At 69.5% G+C, this 21315-nt stretch carries 15 protein-coding genes; 1 reads left to right on the top strand and 14 read right to left on the bottom strand.

All coding sequences use genetic code 11. The annotated features are described in order from the left end of the window. The first annotated feature begins 56 nt into the window (after positions 1–56). Positions 57–929 carry a crotonase/enoyl-CoA hydratase family protein gene (locus ACHWVH_RS06790; protein ID WP_267084377.1) on the top strand — a complete coding sequence of 291 codons (873 nt, stop codon included), beginning with the start codon at positions 57–59 and terminating at the stop codon, positions 927–929. 53 nt (positions 930–982) lie between these two features. On the opposite strand, the gene ACHWVH_RS06785 is transcribed toward ACHWVH_RS06790, so the two are convergent. From ACHWVH_RS06785 to ACHWVH_RS06720, 14 genes are all read right to left on the bottom strand, one after another. Next, on the bottom strand, positions 983–3166 hold the full coding sequence (locus ACHWVH_RS06785; RefSeq protein WP_295923901.1) for an ATP-binding protein: 2184 nt from the start codon (positions 3164–3166) through the stop codon (positions 983–985). Position 3167: 1 nt separating this feature from the next. Beyond that, positions 3168–4304: a two-component system response regulator gene (locus tag ACHWVH_RS06780; protein ID WP_043086876.1), complete on the bottom strand. Its 1137-nt coding sequence runs from the start codon at positions 4302–4304 to the stop codon at positions 3168–3170. Positions 4305–4451: 147 nt separating this feature from the next. Further along, complete coding sequence (lysS, locus tag ACHWVH_RS06775) at positions 4452–5969, bottom strand: lysine--tRNA ligase (protein ID WP_017917554.1); 1518 nt, start codon at positions 5967–5969, stop codon at positions 4452–4454. A gap of 94 nt (positions 5970–6063) precedes the next feature. Beyond that, positions 6064–7189 (bottom strand): peptide chain release factor 2 gene (prfB, locus tag ACHWVH_RS06770; RefSeq protein WP_100224025.1). Its coding sequence is split into 2 segments (ribosomal slippage): positions 6064–7113 and positions 7115–7189, totalling 1125 coding nucleotides; the frame shifts between segments, so codons are not numbered across the junction. 68 nt (positions 7190–7257) lie between these two features. After that, complete coding sequence (locus ACHWVH_RS06765; protein WP_170268148.1) at positions 7258–8154, bottom strand: LytTR family DNA-binding domain-containing protein; 897 nt, start codon at positions 8152–8154, stop codon at positions 7258–7260. A 50-nt stretch (positions 8155–8204) separates the two neighbouring features. Beyond that, positions 8205–11126 (bottom strand): VIT domain-containing protein, encoded by a 2922-nt coding sequence (locus ACHWVH_RS06760; protein WP_394686863.1) that lies wholly within the window; start codon positions 11124–11126, stop codon positions 8205–8207. Positions 11127–11441: 315 nt separating this feature from the next. Further along, positions 11442–13175: a single-stranded-DNA-specific exonuclease RecJ gene (gene recJ, locus ACHWVH_RS06755; RefSeq protein WP_394686862.1), complete on the bottom strand. Its 1734-nt coding sequence runs from the start codon at positions 13173–13175 to the stop codon at positions 11442–11444. Continuing rightward, positions 13172–14092 (bottom strand): phosphoglycerate mutase, encoded by a 921-nt coding sequence (locus ACHWVH_RS06750; RefSeq protein WP_267099497.1) that lies wholly within the window; start codon positions 14090–14092, stop codon positions 13172–13174. Before ACHWVH_RS06750 ends, recJ begins: the two co-directional genes overlap by 4 nt. 4 nt (positions 14093–14096) lie before the next feature. Further along, a complete protein-coding gene (gene greA, locus ACHWVH_RS06745; protein ID WP_026143501.1) occupies positions 14097–14561 on the bottom strand; it encodes a transcription elongation factor GreA in 465 nt (154 codons plus the stop codon). A gap of 8 nt (positions 14562–14569) precedes the next feature. After that, a complete protein-coding gene (carB, locus tag ACHWVH_RS06740) occupies positions 14570–17812 on the bottom strand; it encodes a carbamoyl-phosphate synthase large subunit (protein WP_267099496.1) in 3243 nt (1080 codons plus the stop codon). Positions 17813–17821: 9 nt separating this feature from the next. Then, positions 17822–18265 (bottom strand): DUF6973 domain-containing protein, encoded by a 444-nt coding sequence (locus ACHWVH_RS06735; protein WP_043091930.1) that lies wholly within the window; start codon positions 18263–18265, stop codon positions 17822–17824. Next, positions 18265–19389, bottom strand: a complete 1125-nt coding sequence (gene carA / locus ACHWVH_RS06730) for a glutamine-hydrolyzing carbamoyl-phosphate synthase small subunit (RefSeq protein ID WP_295923427.1) — start codon at positions 19387–19389, stop codon at positions 18265–18267. Before carA ends, ACHWVH_RS06735 begins: the two co-directional genes overlap by 1 nt. A 162-nt stretch (positions 19390–19551) precedes the next feature. Further along, on the bottom strand, positions 19552–20268 hold the full coding sequence (gene dapB / locus ACHWVH_RS06725) for a 4-hydroxy-tetrahydrodipicolinate reductase (RefSeq protein WP_295923424.1): 717 nt from the start codon (positions 20266–20268) through the stop codon (positions 19552–19554). Between the two features lie 326 nt (positions 20269–20594). Beyond that, a complete protein-coding gene (locus ACHWVH_RS06720; RefSeq protein WP_295923421.1) occupies positions 20595–21311 on the bottom strand; it encodes an MOSC domain-containing protein in 717 nt (238 codons plus the stop codon). Positions 21312–21315 lie beyond the last annotated feature (4 nt).

Raw genomic sequence — 21315 nt, 5'->3', positions numbered from 1 at the left:
ACGCACTCGCCCGCTGCGCCACGCCATCTCCGCGGGCGTCTTTCCGAGAGCCCGCCATGAGCACGATCGACACGCTGCCCCGTACCCGCGCCTACTCCAGCATCCGCATCGATGCGGACGGCGACGACGATAGCCATTGGCTGTACATGCATGCAGGCAGCGCCGCGAAGCAGCGGCCCTGCTTCCATCCCACCTTGATGCGCGAGATGCACAGCTACCTCGCCTCGATCAGCCAGCCTGGCAGCCTGGCGTCGGCGAGATTGGGCAGTCTGGTGCTGGCGTCCGATGGCAGCGCGTTCAACCTTGGCGGGGATCTGGAACTGTTCGGCCATTACATCCGCCGCCGTGATCGCGCCGGCCTGATGGCCTACGCGACAAGCTGCATCGATGGCGTACATCGTTTTCACGAAGGGCTCGGCGGCAATTTTCGCACCATCGCCCTGTTGCAGGGTGATGCCCTCGGCGGTGGACTGGAAATGGCGTTGTCGTGCCATGTGATCGTGGCCGAAGAGGATGTCGGCATGGGTCTGCCGGAAATCATGTTCGGCCTGTTTCCGGGTATGGGTGCGTATTCGTTTCTCAGTCGCCGCATCGCGCCGCATGCCGCGGAGAAGCTCATCCTGGGAGGCCATGTCTTCAGCAGCCAGGAGATGCATGCCATGGGCATCGTCGACGTGCTTGTCCCCAAGGGCCAGGGCAAGGACGCGGTGCACGATCTGATCCAGCAACAGCGGCGCGCGCCCCTGGCGCATCTGGCAATGAATGCAATGCGCAACGTGGTGCAGCCGGTGCGCCGCGAAGAACTGCTGGCGGTGACGGAGATCTGGGTGGATGCGGCGCTGGCCCTTGGCGAAAAGTCGCTACGGATCATGGATCGGCTGGTACGCGCCCAGGTCCGGCGCGCCCAAGCCGGCGTGGTCGCCGCCTGAGCGCGGCATGCTGCCGGCAATGAGGGATGACCCGGCCCAGCGCCGGGCCTTCCTCAGCGCAGTTCGCCGTCCTGTACGGCGCTCTGCCGGGCGCGCAGTTCCAGGGCTTCGCGGCCTTCGGTCAGGCTGGCGTTGAGCGCCATCAAGCGCGGACGCCACTCGCTGCGCACCTGCCATTCCGGCATCTGCATCAGTTCCCCACCGAGACTGGCGAGCCGGATCAGCCCGAGATTGCTGGCAACACCCTTGATCGCATGCGCGTGTTCGCGCAGGCGTTCCCAATGCTCGGCCTCACCGGCGATCTGCATGCCGCCAAGGCAGCCCTCGGCATCGTTGAGGCATTGCGAGATGAATTCGCGCTCGAAGCCGTCGCCCATGCCAAGTCCGGCGAGTTCGTCCAGGACCGACGAATCCAGCACTCCCTCGCTCGACACCACGTTCTGCCGCACGGTGCTCGTCTCGCTGCCGACGCGCAGGCGCCCCTCCATCGCGATGTCGGAGAGCGTGTCCAGCAGGCGATTGGCCACCACCGGCTTGGCCAGAAACGTCCGGGCACCGGCTTGCTCGCAGCGCTGGATCGACTCGGGAGTGACGTCGGCGCTGAGCACCACGACGGGGGTGCGCGGCCCGCCGGCCTGCATCACCCGCAATTGCCGCAACATGTCCAGCCCGCTCATGCCGGGCATGTGCAGGTCGACGATCACCGCATCGAATTCGCTTTCGGCCAATGCATCCAGCACCGCCTCGGCGCCGTCCACGCAAATGGCGCGATGGCCGGCCTTCTGCAGCATGCGCTGCAGCACCATGCGATTGGCGGCGTGGTCGTCGGCGACCAGGATACGCATACCGCGCACCCGCGCGCGGTGGCGCAGGAACGGATCGGAGAACGCGATGACGTTGCCGCTGGTATCGATCTCCTCGGCGACCGCCGGCACGCTGGCCGCCGGCGCCCCGAGATCCGTCGACGCCGGTACCGCCGCGGCCACGAACGGCAGTTCGAACCAAAAATGGCTACCGCGCGGTGCGTTCTCCTGATAGCCGATACTGCCCCCCATCGCTTCGACCAGGCCCTTGGCGATCGTGGTGCCCAGGCCGCTGCCTTCGTAGCGGCGCGCGAGGCCGACGTCGGCCTGTTCGAACGCCTCGAACAGGCGCGGCCGCATCTCCGGCGTCACCCCGATCCCCGTATCGACGATGTCGAAACTCAGGCGTTTCGGCTGTCCCTGCTCGTTCTTGTGCAGGCGAACCCGGATATCGACCCGGCCGGTCTCGGTGAACTTGATCGCGTTGCCGGCCAGGTTCAGCAGCACTTGGCGCAGATGACCCGGATCGCCGGAAAGATAGTCCGGCACGTCCGGCGCGACATCCACCTGGTAGGTCAGGCGCTTGGCCCGTGCCTGCGGCTGCAGGATCAGGCTGATCCCCTCCAGGGTTTCGCGCAGCGAGAAATCACGCTTGTCGAGCCGGAGCTTGCCGGCCTCGATCGCGGAGATATCCAGCACTTCCTCGACCAGCGACAGCAGGCTGCGCGCGGAGGCCTGGATGGTATTGACGCACTCGCGCTGCTCGGCGTCCAGTCGCGTGGTCGCCAGCACCTCGGTCATGCCCGACAGACCATTCAACGGAGTGCGGAACTCATGGCTCATGTTGGCCAGGAAGCGACTCTTGGCCTCGCTGGCGCGGCGCGCCTCGGCGGTGGTGCTGGTCAATTGTCGCAACAGCCCGGACAGGTATAGCGGAATGGCGGCGAGACCGACCAGCAAGCCGATACCCAGGCCGCGATTGGCGATCCAGTAGTCACTGGTCATCAGCGTGATGCTGAAACTGGCCACCGCCATGGCCACGGCCAGGTACAGATAGCGATTGCCGTAGCGCAGGCCGTTGCCGATGGTGACCCACATGATGACGACGTAGATGCAGGCCATCGGTTCGCCGATCGCACTCATCGCCATCGACATGAGTCCGTAGTCGGCGACCATGCCGATGATCCGGCGCACGTCAGAGCGCTGCGGCCGGGCCAGGATCCAGCTCATCAAGGCCAGAGCCACGGCCTGCGAGATCAGGGTCAGGCCGATGACATAGGCGCGCTGCCGCGGGGCGATGTCCCAACCGTGCGAGAACGACAGTTCGTACGCCAGGATCAGCGCGACCATGCAGATACGGACGAACGCCTGGCCGTGCTCGGTATCCTTGCGCTCCGCGAACCGTTGCCGCACCCACGTGATCGCCGAGGTCATGTCAGACTCCTGGTCGCGCCGAGGCGGTGGAGAATTTCTCGCAGATCACCTGCAGCTGCTCGCGGCCGCGGAACAGCGCGTCCACGCAGCGCGGGTCGAACAGGCGGCCGCGCTGGGCGTAGAGATAGGCCAGCGTCGCATCCATGGTCCAGGCTTCCTTGTAGGGGCGCGGCGAGATCAGCGCGTCGAACACGTCGGCGACCGCCACGATCCGCGCTTCCAGCGGAATCGCCTCGCCGACCAGGCCGTCCGGGTAGCCGCTGCCGTCGTAGCGCTCATGGTGGCGCAGGGCGATCAGCGCGCCGACCTGGATGAAACGGTTCTGGCTGCCGCTGAGCAGTTCGTAGCCGATGCGCGGGTGCATGCGCATCACCGCCATCTCGTCCTCGTTGAGCTTGCCCGGCTTGAGCAGCACCGCGTCGGGAATGGCGATCTTGCCCATGTCGTGCAGGCTCGCGGCCATCTCGATGACCCGCACCTCGTCCTCGGACAGGCCCAGTTGCTCGGCGATCAGCCCGGCCACGTGCGCCATGCGTTCCAGGTAGGCGCTGGTACCGACGTCGCGGTACTCGATGGCCCGCGCCAGCCGCGACAGGGTCTCGCGCTCGCGTTCCTCGACCTCGCGCATGCTGGCCAGCAGGCGCTGCTCCAGCGACATCGCGCGCTGCTTGATGTTCTCGCTCTGCAGCCGCAGCTGCAGCAGGTTGTGGCATCGCGCGCGCAGCTCGCGGGGGCGGATCGGCTTGACCAGGAAGTCGATCACCCCCGCTTCCAGCGCCGCCTGGCGGATCGGCTCGTCGCCGACCACGGTGATCAGGATGATCGGGATGTCGCGGTGCTTGGGCAGCCGGCGCAGGCGCCGCGCGAACTCCAGCCCGTCCATGCCCGGCATGCGGTAGTCGAGCAGCAACAGGTCGACCTTGCCGGCCTCGCACCAGGCCAGCGCGGCCTGCGAGTCGCCGAAGTCGCGCACGGTCAGTTCCGGGGCGATGTCCTCGATGACATGCCGCAGCATCGTGCGCGCGGAGGTCTGATCGTCGACGATGACGATGTTCAAACGATTGTCGCTTCCGTCCGCCCAGTGGAGACGGTCCCCGTTCGAGGACGCGCCGGAGAGGCTCATGCTGGCATCATGCATCTGCAATCCTCCGCCCGTCGCATCTGCGCGGGCTGCTGAGACGACAACGGGAACGCGCCGACGCTGACTCACCCCGGCCCGTCCACCTCACTTCCTTTTGCGTGCAACGCCTGGTGCAAGAACCGCGCCACCTCGTCCGCGGCTAGGTTAAGCCTCCGGACGCATGTACGGAAACAGCAGCACGTCACGGATCGAGCTGCTGCCGGTGAGCAACATTACCAGTCGGTCGATGCCGATGCCCAGGCCGCCGGTCGGCGGCAGCCCGACTTCCAGCGCCCGGATGTAGTCGGCGTCGAAGTGCATGGCCTCGTCGTCCCCCCCGTCCTTCGCCGCGACCTGAGCCTGGAACCGCGCCGCCTGGTCTTCCGGGTCGTTGAGCTCGGAGAAGCCGTTGGCGATTTCCTTGCCGTTGATGAACAGCTCGAAGCGGTCGGTGTAGCCCGGCTCGGTGTCGCTGGAGCGGGCCAGCGGCGACACCTCGACCGGGTGGTCGGTGATGAAGGTCGGCTGGATCAGGGTGTGCTCGACCGTGGCCTCGAAGATCTCCAGCAGCAGCTTGCCCCAGCCGTAGGACGGCTTGGTGCGGATCTTCAGCCGCTCGCAGTGGCGCAGCAGGGCCTCGCGGTCGGTGCAGTCGGCGGCGCTGATCTCCGGGTTGTGGTGGCGCACCGCCTCGTCCATGCGCCAGCGGCGGAACGCCGGCGCCAGGTCGATGTCGGCGCCGTCCCAGTGCACCTGGGTGGTGCCCAGCACCTCGCGGGCGACGTCGCGGATGACGTTCTCGGTCAGGTCCATCACCTCGTGGTACGTGGCGTAGGCCTCGTACAGCTCCATCATGGTGAATTCCGGATTGTGCCGGGTGCTGACGCCTTCGTTGCGGAAATTGCGGTTGATTTCGTAGACCCGTTCCAGGCCGCCGACCACCAGGCGCTTCAGGTACAGCTCCGGGGCCACCCGCAGGTACAGGTCCAGGTCCAGGGCGTTGTGGTGGGTGGTGAACGGCTTGGCCGTGGCGCCGCCGGGGATGTAATGCATCATCGGCGTCTCCACTTCCAGGAAGCGGCGCGCGTCCAGCCAGGCGCGCATGGCGCGGATGATCTTGGAGCGCTTGACGAACACCTCGCGCGCCTCCGGCGACACGATCAGGTCCACGTAGCGCTGGCGGTAGCGCTGCTCCACGTCCGACAGGCCGTGCCACTTGTCCGGCAGCGGCCGCAGCGCCTTGGTCAGCAGCCGCAGGCCGGTGGCCTTGACCGACAGCTCGCCGGTCTTGGTGCGGGTCAGCCCGCCCTCCACGCCGATGATGTCGCCGATGTCCCAGCCCTTGAAGGCATCGTAGGCCTCGCCCAGGGCGTTGGCCTGCAGGAACAGCTGGATGCGCCCGGACTCGTCCTGCAGTTGCACGAAGCTGGCCTTGCCCATCACCCGCTTGGCCAGCAGGCGCCCGGCCAGGCGCAGGCTGCGGCCCTGGGCCTCCAGCGCCTCGGCGGTCCAGCGCTCGGTGTCGGCGAACTCGGCCTGCAGATCGCCGGCGAAGTCGCTGCGGCGGAAATCGTTCGGATAGGCCACGCCCTGCGCGCGCAGCGCGGCGAGTTTGGCGCGCCGTTCGGCGATGAGGCTGTTCTCGTCGACGGGAAGGGACGGCGCGGGGGTCTGCTCGGTCATGGGATGGGGGATGCGTGAGGAAGGGAAAGAATGCACCAGCCGGCGGGCCGTGTGCCGCCGCACGGCCTCCGTCGCCAGGACGGAGGCCGCCGGTTCAGGCGTCGCTGCGTTTCGCGCCGGCTTCCAGGCCGGACTTGAGGCTGGCCTCGACGAACTCGTCCAGGTCGCCGTCGAGCACCTTCTGGGTGTCCGAGCGCTCCACGCCGGTGCGCAGGTCCTTGATCCGGCTCTGGTCGAGCACGTAGTTGCGGATCTGGCTGCCCCAGCCGATGTCGGACTTGGTCGCCTCCACCGCATCGCGTTCGGCGTTGCGCTTCTGGATCTCCAGCTCGTACAGCTTGGCGGCCAGCATCTTCATCGCATTGTCGCGGTTCTGGTGCTGGCTGCGCCCGGTCTGGCAGGCCACCACGATGCCGGTGGGCACGTGGGTGATGCGCACCGCCGACTCGGTCTTGTTGACGTGCTGGCCGCCCGCGCCGGAGGACCGGTACACGTCGGTCTTCAGATCGGCCGGATTGATGTCGATGTCGATGTTGTCGTCCACTTCCGGCGACACGAACACCGAGGTGAAGCTGGTATGGCGGCGGTTGTCCGAGTCGAACGGCGACTTGCGCACCAGCCGGTGCACGCCGGTCTCGGTCTTCAGCCAGCCGTAGGCGAAGTCGCCCTCCACGCGCAGCGTGGCGGACTTGATGCCGGCCACTTCTCCGCCGGAGACTTCCATCAGCTCGGTCTTCCAGCCGCGCGACTCGCACCAGCGCAGGTACATGCGCAGCAGGATCTCGGCCCAGTCCTGGGCCTCGGTGCCGCCGGCGCCGGCCTGGATGTCGACGAAGGCGTTGCTGGCGTCCATCTGCCCGGAGAACATGCGCTGGAACTCCAGCTTCTCCACCTGCGCCTGGAAGCGGTCGACGTCGGCCAGCACCGCCTGCGCGGTGGCCTCGTCGTTCTCGCTCTCGGCCAGTTCCAGGAATTCCAGCGATTCGTTCAGGCCATCGAGCACGCTGGCGATGCCGCCGACGGTCTTCTCCAGGCTGGCGCGTTCACGGCCCAGGCCCTGGGCGCGCTCGGGGTCGTTCCAGACGTCGGGGCTTTCCAGCTCCCGGGTGACTTCCTCTAGACGCTCCTTCTTGGCGTCGTAGTCAAAGAAACCCCCGTAGCGACAGCACCCGATCGGACAGATCGGCGATGCGGTGGCGAATCGGATTGAGTTCGATCATTGCGGCGTTTCCGGCAGACAAGAGCGCGATTCTAGCAATTCCGGCCGCCGCGCCACAGCGCCGCCGGACTACTCGACGGTCGCCGCCTCGCCCTCCCCGGCCGCCACGCGCAGCGCGGCGCGGTAGCGGCGGCTGCACGGCACCTGGCTGCCGTCGCGCAAGTGCACCCGGGCCTCGCCCGCCTCCAGCGGCTCGATCGAGACCACGCTGGCCAGGTTGACGATGTAGCTGCGGTGGATGCGCACGAACCGCGCCGGGTCCAGCCGCGCCTCGATCGCGGCCATGGTGCTGCGCAGCGGGTAGTCGTGGCCGCGCACGCGCAGGTTGACGTAGTTGCCGGCGGCCTGCAGCCACTCGATGTCGGCCGCGGCGACCAGGAAATCGCGGCCCAGCTTGCGCACCAGGAAGCGCTCCGGCCGTTCCAGCGAGCCCACCGGCGGGCCGGCGTCGGGCGCGCCGAGCAGCGCCGCCTCGCCCTGCCAGCGCCGCAACAGGAACCGGTACATCTCCACGCACAGCGCGATCGAGGCCAGGCTGCGCACGTCCTTGAGGTATTCGTAGGCCAGCCCCTGCGGCCACGGCCCGAAGTCGTACTGCTGGCCCTGCAGGCGGTAGACCAGGCTGCGCAGGGCGACCATGCCCACCACGTGCAGCACCGACAATGCCACGCTGCCCAGCAGGTAGCCCGGCAGCCGGCGCCGCCAGGTGTCCCAGTGCAGCGGGTAGCGCCGGGTCAGCAGCACCACCAACGGCACGATCAGCAGGAACATCAGTTGGCTGGACCACTCCCAGACCACCGGCTCCCATGCGGCGAAATGCAGCCCGGTGTTGCGGATGTCGATCAGCACCGTGACGCTGTTGGCGATGGCGTTGATCAGGGTGAGCGCGACCCAGAAGCCGATTTCGAAGCTGCGGCGCCAGGGCTGGAAACGGGAATAGGCGCTGGCGCCGGACGGATCGGACATGGTCGAAGTGTAGCGCGCCGGCATGACCGCGCCGGCGCGCCATGGGCGGATCAGCGCACGTCGAACTCGCCGACCAGCACCGTCTCCTTGCGCTCGGTCAGGCGCAGCGTCACCTGCTGGTCGCGCTGCGCGGCCGTACCCCAGCCCGTGCTCAGTTGCAGATGCAAGGTGGTGGCACCGGTGACCAGCGGCTGGCGCTCGCCGAAGAAGTTCGCTTCCACCTTGTACTTGCCGGGCTTGGCGGTGCGCAGCGAGAACTCCTCCGGCCCGTAGCCGCCGGTGAAGTCCGGCGACAGCTGGCCGCCCTGGTAGGTCGCGCGGTTTCCGTAAAAGCAGCGCTCGCCATTGGGGTCGGTCACCCACAGGTCCATGTCGCTGTTGTCGCTGTCCCAGTTCAGCACCACGCGCAGGTCCAGCGGCAGATTGCGCAGCAGCCGTGGGTCGACGAAGCCGGTGTCCAGCGGCCGCGGCGCCCGCGCCACGATCGCGTTCAGTTCGTTGAGCGCGATCATGCTCACCCCGTCGAAGCGCGCGTCCCAGTCGCGCACCACCACCTCATACAGCTGCGCGATCGCCGCCTGCGCGTCGCCGCGCGCGGCATAGGCAAGGCCCAAGTCGCGGAAACTCTGCGGCTCCTCTTCGCCCAGCCGCAGCACCTGCTCGAACACCGGCACCGCCAGGTCGGCGCGACCGGCCTGCAGCAGCCGGTAGCCGAGCACGCGCAGCACGTGGCGATTTTCCAGTTGCAACTCGGCCAGGTTGGAGAGCACCCGCAGGGCCAGGTCGCGCTGGCCGCGCTCGAACAGCACATCGGCCACATCCAGGTAGAACGCCACGCTGTCGGCGTGCGCCGCGCGTTCGCTCAGATACAGCGGATACACCGCGTCCGCCGCGGCCGCACGCAGGCGCCGCGCATACGGCGAATCCGGCTGCCAGGGCTGCACGGCCAGGGAGATCGTGGCCGGAGCCGCCACACGCTCGCGCGCAGTCGCCGACGCGGCCGCGTCGCTGGGCGCGCCGGACGAACCGCCGACGATGTCCAGCTCCAGCGGCGCGAGTGCAGGCGCGGCAGCGGGCATCGGCGCAGGCGCTGCGAGGGCCATGGACCGTTGCGGGCCCGACGGGGCCTGCATGCGCTGGTCGGCAGTGTCAGCGGCGGCGATCGCCACTGGCGGCGCGTCCTTGGGAAAGCGCCGCTGCCACCAGGCGACACGCTGCGCGAACGCTTCGGCGATCGCGTCGATACGTCGCTTGCGCGTGTCGTCCTGCAGCTTCTGCTGCTGTACCTGCGCACCCGCCACCGCCGCACGCAGCGCCGAAGGCGCCGGAATGCCATAGCGGGCGTAGTCGTCGGCATTCTCCAGCACCAGCAACGAAGTGTCGGCGCTGACCAGGCCGAAGCGCGTCGCCAGCGCCTGGCGGCGCGCGGCCGATCCCTGCGGATCGGCGGACAGGCTGCGCAGCATGGCCCGTGCCCAGGCGCCCGGCACCAGGTCGCCTGGAACTTCCTCCGCCTTGCGCAACGGCATACTCAGGCGTCGGGTGCTGGAGGCGGTGGCGATCTCCAGGTGCAGCGTCGCATCGGCGCCGAGCAGGCGCCCGGCGATGCGCAGGTAGCCATCGTCGGCGTCGCGCGAATCGGCGACCAGATCGGCGACCTGGCTACCGTCCAGCGCGACCAGTTCGCCGCCACGTCGCAACAGCCGCTCGCTGGCCAGTTGCACGCCCGGCAGGCCCTGCAATGCGATCGCGCGTCCGCCGCGCGCTTCCGCGATCGCCGTCAGGCGCGCGGCATCGGCGTGCACGCCGGCCGAGTCGATCGCATACAGGCGCTGCCCCGGCGCCAGCGTCGGCATGGTCTGCGCGCCGTAGTTGCCCAGGCCATCGCTGAACAACAGATACTCCTGCACCTGCGCCGCCGGTTGCCAGGCGCCCAGCGCACTGGCGCCGTCGGGCTGCTCGGCCTGCAACGCCGCCTTCAGGGCGCTCCAGTCGCCGTTGCGCACCTGGAACCTGCGCGGCGCCGCGGCACGGTCGCGCAGCACGATCAGATCGACCTGGGCAGTGCCGACCGCGGCGAAATAGCGCTGCAGCAAGGCCAGTTCGGCCGGAATGTCGCGCTGCCGTGCCGAACCGGACGCATCCCAGAGCAGGCCGATGCGCTGCGGCAGCGGGCGCGGGCCATGCAGGTCGGCGATCGGCACCAGCGCCTGGAAGTAGCGCTGGCCATCGTGGAGACCGGTCGCCACGCGCGGCGTGGCGCTCGCGCGCAGCGACAGCACCAGCTCCGGCGGCAACTGCGCCGGGCTGCCGGACCAGGACGCGGCGTAGCCGCCATCCGCCGTCGGCAGCAGCCGCATGCCGGGCGTCGCCGCGCGTTCATCAGGCGCGGCCTGGCTACTCAGCGCGACCTGCAGCGACCGCGCGCCGACCGCATACGTCAGCGGCAAGCGCCATTGCCAGCCGGCGGCGGTGCGCTGTAGCGATTCGCGATAGACCAGGCGCACATGGCGGCTGCCATGCGCCGGCAGCGGGTAGACGCGCAGCCGGAACTGGTTGCCGGCGGTCTGCTCGAGCAGGCCCGGATCCACGCCGCGCCGCTCGACCGCTTCGAACACCTGGCGCCCGCGCGCCTTGGGCACCGGCACCGCGTCGCGCATCTGCCCGTCGACGTCCAGGGCGAACCCGCTGAGTTGCTGCCCCGCGCGCAGCGGGAACGTCAGTTGCCCCTCCAGCACGCGCGCGTTGGGATTGAAGAACTCCAGTTCCACCGTGGTTTCGGCCAGGCCAGCGGCGGCATGCGCACGCACGGTCGCCGAGCGCAGGTCGACCGGACGTTCGCCGGCGTCGGTGTGCAGCAACGGCGCGACCAATTGCCGCTGCGGCGCGGACTGTGCCCCGGCCGGGACCGCGGCGAGTAACGACAACGAAAGCAACAACACGTACACGCTTCTGCGCATGGTGGACGGCATGGATCGCTCCTGGCTGGGACGGTATGGCTTGAACGTCCGCCGTGACGCGATGGGGTTGCTTGTGTGCGTCCAGACTCAGGCGACGCGCAAGTCCCTCTCCCATCGGGAGAGGGGTTGGGGTGAGGGTCCGGCACAGACGCGATGCAACAGACGGCGCGAGGCTGCGCCCTACCCTCATCCGGCCCTGCGGGCCACCTTCCCCCAAGAAGGGGGCCATGGTCCCGGTGGGAGAAGGGAACGCAAAGCCCCTCTCCCTCCGGGAGAGGGGTTGGGGTGAGGGTCCGGCACCACGCGCAGCGTCAGACCGCCAACTGCTCAGCCATCCAACGGCAGACAGTGCTCCACCACCAGTTGCACCGCATCGCCGCCGCGGTAGTCGTCGGCGACCAGCCGATAGGCGATGTGCACGCGGCGGCCCGGTTCGCGACCGTGCCAGCCGTTGAAATGGATCGCGTTCAAGGGTTCGGCACGGCCGGGGCAACGCAGGCTCAGCTTGACGTGGCGCTCCTTCAGCAAGCGCCACTGCACTACTTCGAATTCGCCATCGAACAGCGGCTCGGGGAAGCCCTGCCCCCATGGCCCGCCCTGGCGCAGCGCCTCGGCATGGCGGTGGTCGAGTTCGTGCGGCTCCAGCGCGCCGTCGCTGAGCAGTTCGGCCTGCAGCAGTTCCGCGTCCAGGCTGGCCAGCGCATGCGCGCGGAACACCTCTTCGAACTCGGCCAGCGCGTCCTGCGGCAGGCTCAGGCCCGCGGCCATGGCATGGCCGCCGAACTTCTCCATCAGGCCCGGCCGCTGCGCCTCCACCGCCGCCATCGCGTCGCGGATGTGGAAGCCGGGAATCGAACGCGCCGAGCCGCGCAACTGGGTGCTGCCCGGCTCGGCCGGGGCGAAGGCGATCACCGGCCGGTGCAAGCGGTCCTTCATCTTCGAGGCGACCAGGCCGATCACACCGGGATGCCACTGCGCATCGAACAGGCATACCGCCACCGGCGGCTGCTCGGGCGCGGCCAGCAGCGCCTGCGCCACCACCGCTTCGGCCTCGTCGGTCATCTGCTGCTGCACGGCGCGGCGCTCGGCGTTGATCTCTTCCAGCGTCGCGGCGATCGTGCGCGCCTGTTGCGGGTCCTCGCACAGCAACAACTCGATGCCCAGTGCCATGTCCTCGAGGCGGCCGGCGGCGTTGAGCCGCGGTGCCAGGGCGAAGCCGATGTCGCTGGCGCTGAGCCGTGCCGGGTCGCGGCCGCTGGCCTCGATCAGGGCGCGCAGACCGAGGCAACCTTCGCCACGCTGCAACCGGCGCAAACCGGCCGAGACCAGCGCGCGGTTGTTGGGATCCAGCGGCACCAGGTCGGCGACGGTGCCGACCGCGACCAGGTCCAGCAGCCCACTCAGGTCCGGCGGTGCCGCCGCGAACGCGCCGCGCACGCGCAGGTGCCGGCGCAAGGCCAGCAGCACGTAGAAGATCACCCCGACGCCGGCCAGCATCTTGCTCGGGAAGGCGTCGCCGGCCAGGTTCGGATCGACGATGGCGTCGGCCGGCGGCAAGGCCGGACCCGGCAGGTGGTGGTCGGTGACCAGCACCTGCCAGCCCAGCGCCTTGGCCGCGGCGACGCCGGCATGGCAGGCGATACCGTGGTCCACCGTCACCAGCAGGTCCGGCTGCAACGGCGCCAGTTCCGCGACCAGCGCCGGCGACAGCCCGTAGCCATGGACCATGCGGTTGGGCACCGCATGCAGCACCTGCGCGGCGCCGAGCAGGCGCAGCCCGCGCACCGCCACCGCGCAGGCGGTGGCGCCGTCGCAATCGAAATCGCCGACCACCAGGATGCGCTTGCCCGCCGCGATGGCTTCGGCCAGCAATTCCACGGCGGCGTCGATGCCGCTCAGCGCATCCGGCGGCAGCAGTTGCGCCAGCTTGGGCTGCGCCAGGCCACTGTCGTGCGCGCCGCGCGCGGCATAGATGCGCCGCAGCAGCGGCAAGGTGGCCTCATGCCACGGGCCGGTCGCGGCCGCCGCGGGCCGCCGCACGATGCGCGCGCTGGAACTCATGCGTCCAGGCGCGACAGCGGCCGCCGCCACAGGCGCCAGCGTTGCGCGGGAGCGATACGGAAACAGGTGCCGTCCTCGAAATCCAGCTGCAGCTGCTGCAGCTCGCCATCGCGCAACGCCTGCAGCAGCGGCTGCACCACCTCGCCGACGAACTGCTCGGGCGCGCGCAACTGGCGCAGGTCGACCAGCGCATCGACCCGCGGCGCCTGCGCATCGGCGACGCCGGCGGCCTGGGCCAACGCGCGCAACAGCGGATCGCGGCTGCGCACCTGCGCATGCGCAGTGCCGACGGTGGCCGGCAGGCGGCCGCCGCCCCAGAACCACAGCGAATTGATCGCCGGCTGGCCGCGGGCGACGCGTTCGCGGTTCCAGGGATGCTGGTGCAGCACGATCTGCACTTCGGTCAGCAGGGCACGCCAGCGGCGCGCATCCTCGCCCTGCGGCAGATGATCGAACAGGTCCGCCCCGAGCACCTGCGCCGGTGCCGCGAACACCGGCAGCACGCTGTCGGCCGGCAGGCGCAGGTACCAGCGGGTCGGATCGGGCGCGTCCAGGGTCAGCCCGCTCTCGGCGAACACGCCCTGGACCGCCGGCAACAGCGCGTCCAGGTCCACCGCGTCGAGCGGCAGCATGTCGCCATGCGCCATCAGCCGCGCGCCCTGCATGTCCGGCACCACATAGGCGGGATCGGCGCGCAGCCACAGGCCGTCGCCGGCATCGCCGGCGTCCAGTTGGCGGGTCAGCGCCGCGGCCGGCAGCGATGCTTCCGCCAGCACGAAATGGCGGCGCAACTGCGCCTCGCCGCCGGGCACGGCCTGCGTGCGGTCGGCGCGGCCGAACGCGCGCGCCACCTCGCCGGCCAGCACGGCGCCGGCCAGGCGGACCCGCTCCGGCAACAGCAAGGTGGCGACCGCCATCGGATCAGCCGACGTAGGCGACGCTGACGATCTCGTACTCGCGGCGTCCGGCCGGGGCGTCGATGCTGACGCTGTCGCCTTCCATCTTGCCGATCAGCGCACGCGCCAGCGGCGAGGAAATCGCGATCAGGCCGAGCTTGATGTCCGCTTCGAGATCGCCGACCAGCTGGTAGCGCTTCTCTTCGTCGGTCTCCACATCGGCCAGGGTCACGGTGGCGCCGAACACCACCTTGCTGCCGACCGCCAGCTTGCTGACGTCGATGACCTCGGCGTGCGACAGCTCGCTTTCCAGCTGCTTGATGCGGCCTTCGATGAAGCCCTGCTGCTCGCGCGCGGCGTGGTACTCGGCGTTCTCCTTGAGGTCGCCGTGCGCGCGCGCCTCGGCGATCGCGGTGATGACCTCGGGACGCTTGACCGACTTCAGGTGATCCAGTTCCTCGCGCAACCGCTGCGCGCCTTGCATGGTGATCGGGGCTCTCACGCTTCCAGCTCCTTGTGCAGTTCCTGCAGCGCCCAGACCGGACCGGTGCCGCGGAATTCCAGTGAATGCACCAGCGCACGCGCGCCGGCGACCGTGGTCGAATAGGTGACGCGATGCTGCAGGGCCTCGCGACGGATCGAGAACGAGTCGGAGATCGCCGCCCGGCCCTCGGTGGTGTTGACGATATACACGATTTCGCCGTTCTTGATCAGATCGACGATGTGCGGGCGGCCCTCGGCGACCTTGTTCACCTGCTCGCACTGCAGGCCGTGCTGCTGCAGCCAGGCGCAGGTGCCGCGGGTGGCGACCAGGGTGTAGCCGCGCTCGACCAGCGCCTGCGCCACCGGCAGCACGCGCTGCTTGTCCGGATCGCGCACCGACACGAAGGCCTTGCCCAGCGGCGGCGCCTTGATGCCGCCGGCTTCCTGCGCACGCGCGAACGCTGCGCCGAAGCTGCGACCCACGCCCATCACCTCGCCGGTGGAGCGCATCTCCGGGCCGAGGATCGGATCGACGCCCTGGAACTTGGCGAACGGGAAGATCGCCTCCTTCACCGAGTAATAGTCGGGCACGATCTCCTTCAGCGCGCCCTGCTCGGCCAGGGTCTTGCCGGCCATGCAGCGCGCGGCGATCTTGGCCAGCGGCACGCCGATCGCCTTGGACACGAACGGCACGGTGCGCGAGGCGCGCGGGTTCACTTCCAGCAGGTAGACGATGTCGTCGCCGGCATCGTTGACCTGCACCGCGAACTGGGTGTTCATCAGCCCGACCACGTTCAGCGCCTTGGCCAGTTCGACCACCTGGCGGCGCAGCTCGGTCTGGGTGGCCGGCGACAGCGAGTACGGCGGCAGCGAGCAGGACGAATCGCCCGAGTGCACGCCGGCTTCCTCGATGTGCTCCATCACGCCGCCGATCAGCACCTGGCCGCTATGGTCGGCGATGATGTCCACGTCCACTTCCACCGCGTTGTCGAGGAAGCGGTCCAGCAGCACCGGCGAGTCGTTGGAGACCTTGACCGCATCGCGCACGTAGCGCGCCAGGTCGGATTCGCCGTAGACGATCTCCATGGCGCGGCCGCCGAGCACGTAGCTCGGGCGCACCACCAGCGGATAGCCGATCTCGCGCGCCAGCACCAGCGCCTCGTCGGCGTTGCGGGCGATACGGTTCGGCGGCTGCTTCAGGCCCAGCTTGTCGACCAGCTGCTGGAAGCGCTCGCGGTCCTCGGCCAGGTCGATCGAGTCCGGCGAGGTGCCGATCACCGGCACGCCGTTGGCCTCCAGCGCGCGCGCCAGCTTCAGCGGGGTCTGCCCGCCGTACTGCACGATCACGCCCTTGGGCTGCTCCAGCTCGACGATCTCCAGCACGTCTTCCAGGGTCAGCGGTTCGAAGTACAGGCGATCGGAGGTGTCGTAGTCGGTGGACACGGTCTCCGGATTGCAGTTGACCATGATGGTCTCGTAGCCGTCCTCGCGCAGCGCCAGCGCCGCGTGGACGCAGCAGTAGTCGAACTCGATGCCCTGGCCGATGCGGTTGGGGCCGCCGCCGAGGATCATGATCTTGTCGCGATTGCTCGGCGCGGCCTCGCACTCGTCCTCGTAGGTCGAGTACAGGTAGGCGGTGCTGGTGGCGAATTCCGCCGCGCACGAGTCAACGCGCTTGTATACCGGGCGCACCTTGTGCGCGCGGCGCAGCGCGCGCACCGCGGCCTCGTTGGTGCCGCACAGCTCGGCCAGACGCGCATCGGAGAAGCCGGCGCGCTTGAGCGTGCGCAGGCGCTTGGCGTCCAGCGCGCCGAGGCCGTCGGCAGCCAGCTGCGCTTCCTGCGCGATCAGGTCTTCCATCTGGTCGAGGAACCAGGGATCGATGAACGACAGCGCGTGCACCTGCTCGACACTCAGGCCGGCGCGGAAGGCGTCGGCGACGTAGAACAAGCGCTCCGGACCGGGCGCCTTCAGCTCGCGCTTGAGCGTGGCCAGGTCGTCCTCGCTGCTCAGGTCAAGGCCGGTCGGATCCAGCCCGATCTTGCCGGTCTCCAGGCCGCGCAGCGCCTTCTGCAGCGACTCGGAGAAGGTACGGCCCATCGCCATCACCTCGCCCACCGACTTCATCTGCGTGGTCAAGCGCGCGTCGGCCTGCGGGAACTTCTCGAAGGCGAAGCGCGGAATCTTGGTGACCACGTAGTCGATCGACGGCTCGAACGAGGCCGGGGTCAGCCCGCCGGTGATCTCGTTCTTCAGTTCGTCCAGGGTGTAGCCCACCGCCAGCTTGGCCGCGACCTTGGCGATCGGGAAGCCGGTGGCCTTGGAGGCCAGCGCCGAGGAGCGCGACACGCGCGGGTTCATCTCGATCACCACCACGCGGCCGGTCTGCGCGTTGATGCCGAACTGCACGTTGGAACCGCCGGTGTCCACGCCGATCTTGCGCAGCACCGCGATCGAGGCGTCGCGCAGGCGCTGGTATTCCTTGTCGGTCAGGGTCTGCGCCGGGGCCACGGTGATCGAGTCGCCGGTGTGCACGCCCATCGGATCCAGGTTCTCGATCGAGCAGACGATGATGCAGTTGTCCGCGGTGTCGCGGACCACTTCCATCTCGAACTCCTTCCAGCCCAGCACCGATTCCTCGACCAGCACCTCGCTGGTCGGCGACAGTTCCAGGCCGCGGCCGACGATCTCGATCAGTTCCTCGCGGTTGTAGGCGATGCCGCCGCCGCTGCCGCCGAGGGTGAAGCTGGGGCGGATGATGGTCGGGTAGCCGACCGTGGCCTGGATCTCCAGCGCCTCTTCCAGGGTGTGCGCCACTGCCGCCTTCGGGCATTCCAGGCCGATCTCGCCCATCGCCACGCGGAACAGCTCGCGGTCCTCGGCCATGCGGATGGCCTCGCGCTTGGCGCCGATCAGCTCGACGCCGTACTTCTCGAGCACGCCGTGGTCGGCCAGGTCCAGCGCGCAGTTCAGCGCGGTCTGTCCACCCATCGTCGGCAGCAGCGCGTCGGGCTTTTCCTTGGCGATGATCTTCTCGACCGTCTGCCAGTTGATCGGCTCGATGTACACGGCGTCGGCCATGTTCGGGTCGGTCATGATCGTGGCCGGGTTGCTGTTGACCAGCACCACGCGGTAGCCCTCGTCGCGCAGCGCCTTGCACGCCTGCGCGCCGGAGTAGTCGAACTCGCAGGCCTGGCCGATGACGATCGGGCCGGCGCCGATGATGAGGATGGTTTGGAGGTCGGTGCGCTTGGGCATGGGGGATTCTCAGTAGAGGCGGTCCTGCCACGCCGCGGGGGCGCGCCAGGTGATCTGATCGGGCGAACGCGCATCGATCGCGCCATGGTCGACCGCGGCGCGAACCTCGCGCTGCATCGCGGCCCAACTGCTGGCGGTGGCGCCGATGCGCGCGCCGATCCGGTTGTTGTGGGCGTCCATCGCCCGGCTGGCGTTGCCGTGGCCGTCGCGCTCCATGACCGCCGTGACCCAGTCCACGCAGCGCGGCGACAGGGTGTAGGCGACCACGGCGCTGGCCAGGCTGTGGCGGTACGCATCGGCCGGGCCGTCGCGTCCGCCCGGCAAGCCGGCGCTGAGCCACTGCGGATACACCGCGCCCAGCACGAAGGCCGGATACGCGGCGAGCACCAGCAACGCCGTGGCCGGCCACCGCCAGCGGCGGGTCGGCGACGGCATGGCCGGCGCTGCGGCCATCAGGCGGCGGCCGCCATCAGCGCGGTGAAGCGATCGAACAGCGGCGCCACGTCGCGTGGACCCGGCGACGCTTCGGGGTGGCCCTGGAAGCTGAAGGCCGGCGCGTCGGTGAGCGCAATGCCCTGGTTGCTGCCATCGAACAGCGAGCGATGGGTGACGCGCACGTTGGCCGGCAAGGTCGCCTCGTCCACCGCGAAGCCGTGGTTCTGCGAGGTGATCATCACCCGGCCGCTGTCCAAATCCTGCACCGGATGGTTGGCGCCGTGGTGGCCGTGGCCCATCTTCAGGGTCTGCGCGCCGGCGGCCAGCGCCAGCAGCTGGTGGCCCAGGCAGATGCCGAAGGTCGGGATCTTGCGCGCCAGCAGTTCCTTGATCGCGGCGATCGCGTAGTCGCACGGCGCCGGGTCGCCGGGGCCGTTGGACAGGAACACGCCGTGCGGGTTCATCGCCAGCACCTCGGCGACCGGCGTCTGCGCCGGCACCACGGTCACCTCGCAGCCGCGCTCGGCGAGCATGCGCAGGATGTTGTGCTTGACCCCGTAGTCGTAGGCGACGACCTTGAACTTGGGCTCGGTCGTGACGAAAGCGTTGCTGTCCAGGTCGAGCTGGCCGTCGCGCCAGGGATAGGCGGTGTCGGTGGAGACCACCTTGGCCAGATCCATGCCCTTCAGCCCCGGGAACTTGCGCGCCGCTTCCAGCGCGGTGTCCACGTTCACCTCGCCGGCCATCAGCGCGCCGTTCTGCGAGCCCTTCTCGCGCAGGATGCGGGTCAGCTTGCGGGTGTCGATGCCGGCGATGGCGACCACGCCGCGCTGGATCAGCCAGTCCGGCAGCGCCACCTGGTTGCGCCAGTTGCTGGGGCGGCGCGGCACGTCGCGCACGATCAGGCCGGCCGACCAGACCTGGGCGGCCTCGTCGTCCTGGTCGGTGCAGCCGGTGTTGCCGATATGCGGATACGTCAGCGTGACCAGTTGGCGGGCGTAGGAGGGATCGGTGAGGATCTCCTGGTAGCCGGTCATGGCGGTGTTGAACACCACTTCGCCGACGGACAGGCCGGCAGCGCCTACGGATTCGCCCTCGAACACGGTGCCGTCTTCAAGGACAAGGATTGCGGGTTGAGTCACGGGGTTCGCCTTGGGGAGAGAGGAACCCTGCCCCACCAACTTGCAGGCTGCAAGAAACCGCGAACTCGGCGCTTCTCCGGGTCCGTGGCGATGGGTAACAGGCGAGCGAGAATTGTACCGGCGCGGGGCGGTCCGCGCCAGCCGTTTGGGTGAAGTGCCTGTTCAGCCGAGCAGATCGCGCAGCCGGTAGGCCCCGGGCGCACGCCCCGGCAGGCGCACGGCGGCATGCAGCGCGCCGCGGGCGAAGATGTCGCGGTTGCTGGCGCGGTGCACCAGTTCGACCCGCTCGCCGAGCCCGGCGAACTGCACCAGATGCTCGCCGACGATGTCGCCGGCACGCAGGCTGGCGTAGCGCGGGGTGGCGCCGCCGTGCGCGGCCGCGTCGCCGAGGGTGAGCGCGGTGCCGGAGGGCGCGTCCTGCTTGTGCACGTGGTGGGATTCGACGATGTCGCAGTCCCAGCCCGGCAGCGCCGCGGCGGCGCGCTCGACCAGATCGTGCAGCACCGCCACGCCCAGGCTGAAGTTCGAGGCCCAGATCAGCGGAATGCGTTCGGCGGCAGCGGCCAGCGCCTGCCGCTGCGCGTCCTCCAGTCCGGTGGTGCCGGACACCAGCGCCGCACCGCGCCCGGTGCACAGGGCCAGCACCGGGTCGAAGCCCTGCGGCAGGCTGAAATCGATCGCCACGTCGAAGGCCGGCACGCCGCCCAGTTCGGCTGCGGCGAAGTACGGCACGCCGTCGATCACCCGCTGTGCCGGCGCGCGCCGCACCACCGCGGCCACCACTTGCAGCGCCGGGTCCTGCGCGGCCAGCCTCAACAACGCCTGGCCCATCCGGCCGGACGCACCATGGATCAACACACGCAGCGGAGAAGTCGTCATCGGCACAAGGCTAGCGGTTTGCGCGCGGGTGCGACAGAGGGCGCGCGCGCCCGAGACGCAAGCGTCCCACGCGCCACCTCGGACGTGGCGATGCTTCCCTCGTCGGGGCTGCCGCCCCTCCCACAGGGGCGTGGCGGCACTGGAAGCGACAAAAAAGCCGCCGGGCGAGGCACCCGGCACCTGCCAAGAGACATCGCAGCCGATCGGACACCCCTGTGGGAGGGACTTCAGCCCCGACGCGTTGCACCCACCCAATCGGGCATGCACCTGTCGACGCCACCACTCCCGCCAAGAGGGGAGCACGCTCGCCGGATCGATCAACCGCCCTACTCGGCTGCCGCCTGCCCCAACAGGCGCTTGTCCCAGTCCTCCACCGTACGCTGCGCCAGGCGCCGCTCGAACAGGGTGCGCCAGTTCGGCACCAGCGGCAGCGCCAGCACCTCCTGCAGTTGCGCCGGATCGATCTCGCGGCGGTACAGCAGGCCGACCAGGCGTGCCAGCGGCCACTGCGGATACGGACGCTCCAGCAACTCCAGGCGATCGCCGGCGGCGACCTCGCCGGGCTGCAGCACGCGGTAGTACCAGCCGGTGCGGCCGCTGTCCTGCACGCGCCGCGCCAGCGCGGCCACGCCGAACCGGTCGGACAGCTTCCAGCACGGCTGCCGCGACTGCGACACCTCGACCACGGCCGTCCCCAGGCGCAGCCGGTCGCCCAGGCACAGGTCGGCTTCGGTCACCCCGCTACTGCTGAGGTTCTCGCCGAACGCGCCCGGCGCGTCCAGCAAGGCATGTGCGCCGAGTTCCTCGCGCCAGGCCGGGTAATGATCGCGCGGGTAATGGTGCAAGGCCTTGTCGGGGCCGCCATGCACGCGGCGGTCGCCCTGCTCGTCCAGCTCCAGCCCCTCCGGGCCGATGCGCAGGCGTCCGTCCTGGGGCCGCTTGTCGATCGCGCTGCGGCTGCCCGGGCGGGTGAACGCCTGCGCGCGGCCGACCAGGACCGCGTCGATGGTCCAGGACGCGACGGCGGCATCGGACGACGTCATCGAC

Origin of the sequence: uncultured Xanthomonas sp., assembly GCF_964278005.1 — a bacterium.
In the GTDB taxonomy this organism is placed as follows: Bacteria; Pseudomonadota; Gammaproteobacteria; order Xanthomonadales; family Xanthomonadaceae; genus Xanthomonas_A; species Xanthomonas_A sontii.
Note: the sequence above shows the minus strand (reverse complement) of the source record. Positions and strands in the feature narration are given on the sequence as shown.

Bases quoted from the DNA above. Each gene is read 5' to 3' on its own strand.
- ACHWVH_RS06790 (WP_267084377.1), top strand. From the start codon at position 57: ATGAGCACGATCGACACGCTGCCCCGTACCCGCGCCTACTCCAGCATC.
- ACHWVH_RS06785 (WP_295923901.1), bottom strand. From the start codon at position 3,166: ATGACCTCGGCGATCACGTGGGTGCGGCAACGGTTCGCGGAGCGCAAG.
- ACHWVH_RS06780 (WP_043086876.1), bottom strand. From the start codon at position 4,304: ATGCATGATGCCAGCATGAGCCTCTCCGGCGCGTCCTCGAACGGGGAC.
- lysS (WP_017917554.1), bottom strand. From the start codon at position 5,969: ATGACCGAGCAGACCCCCGCGCCGTCCCTTCCCGTCGACGAGAACAGC.
- ACHWVH_RS06765 (WP_170268148.1), bottom strand. From the start codon at position 8,154: ATGTCCGATCCGTCCGGCGCCAGCGCCTATTCCCGTTTCCAGCCCTGG.
- ACHWVH_RS06760 (WP_394686863.1), bottom strand. From the start codon at position 11,126: ATGCCGTCCACCATGCGCAGAAGCGTGTACGTGTTGTTGCTTTCGTTG.
- recJ (WP_394686862.1), bottom strand. From the start codon at position 13,175: ATGAGTTCCAGCGCGCGCATCGTGCGGCGGCCCGCGGCGGCCGCGACC.
- ACHWVH_RS06750 (WP_267099497.1), bottom strand. From the start codon at position 14,092: ATGGCGGTCGCCACCTTGCTGTTGCCGGAGCGGGTCCGCCTGGCCGGC.
- carB (WP_267099496.1), bottom strand. From the start codon at position 17,812: ATGCCCAAGCGCACCGACCTCCAAACCATCCTCATCATCGGCGCCGGC.
- ACHWVH_RS06735 (WP_043091930.1), bottom strand. From the start codon at position 18,265: ATGGCCGCAGCGCCGGCCATGCCGTCGCCGACCCGCCGCTGGCGGTGG.
- dapB (WP_295923424.1), bottom strand. From the start codon at position 20,268: ATGACGACTTCTCCGCTGCGTGTGTTGATCCATGGTGCGTCCGGCCGG.
- ACHWVH_RS06720 (WP_295923421.1), bottom strand. From the start codon at position 21,311: ATGACGTCGTCCGATGCCGCCGTCGCGTCCTGGACCATCGACGCGGTC.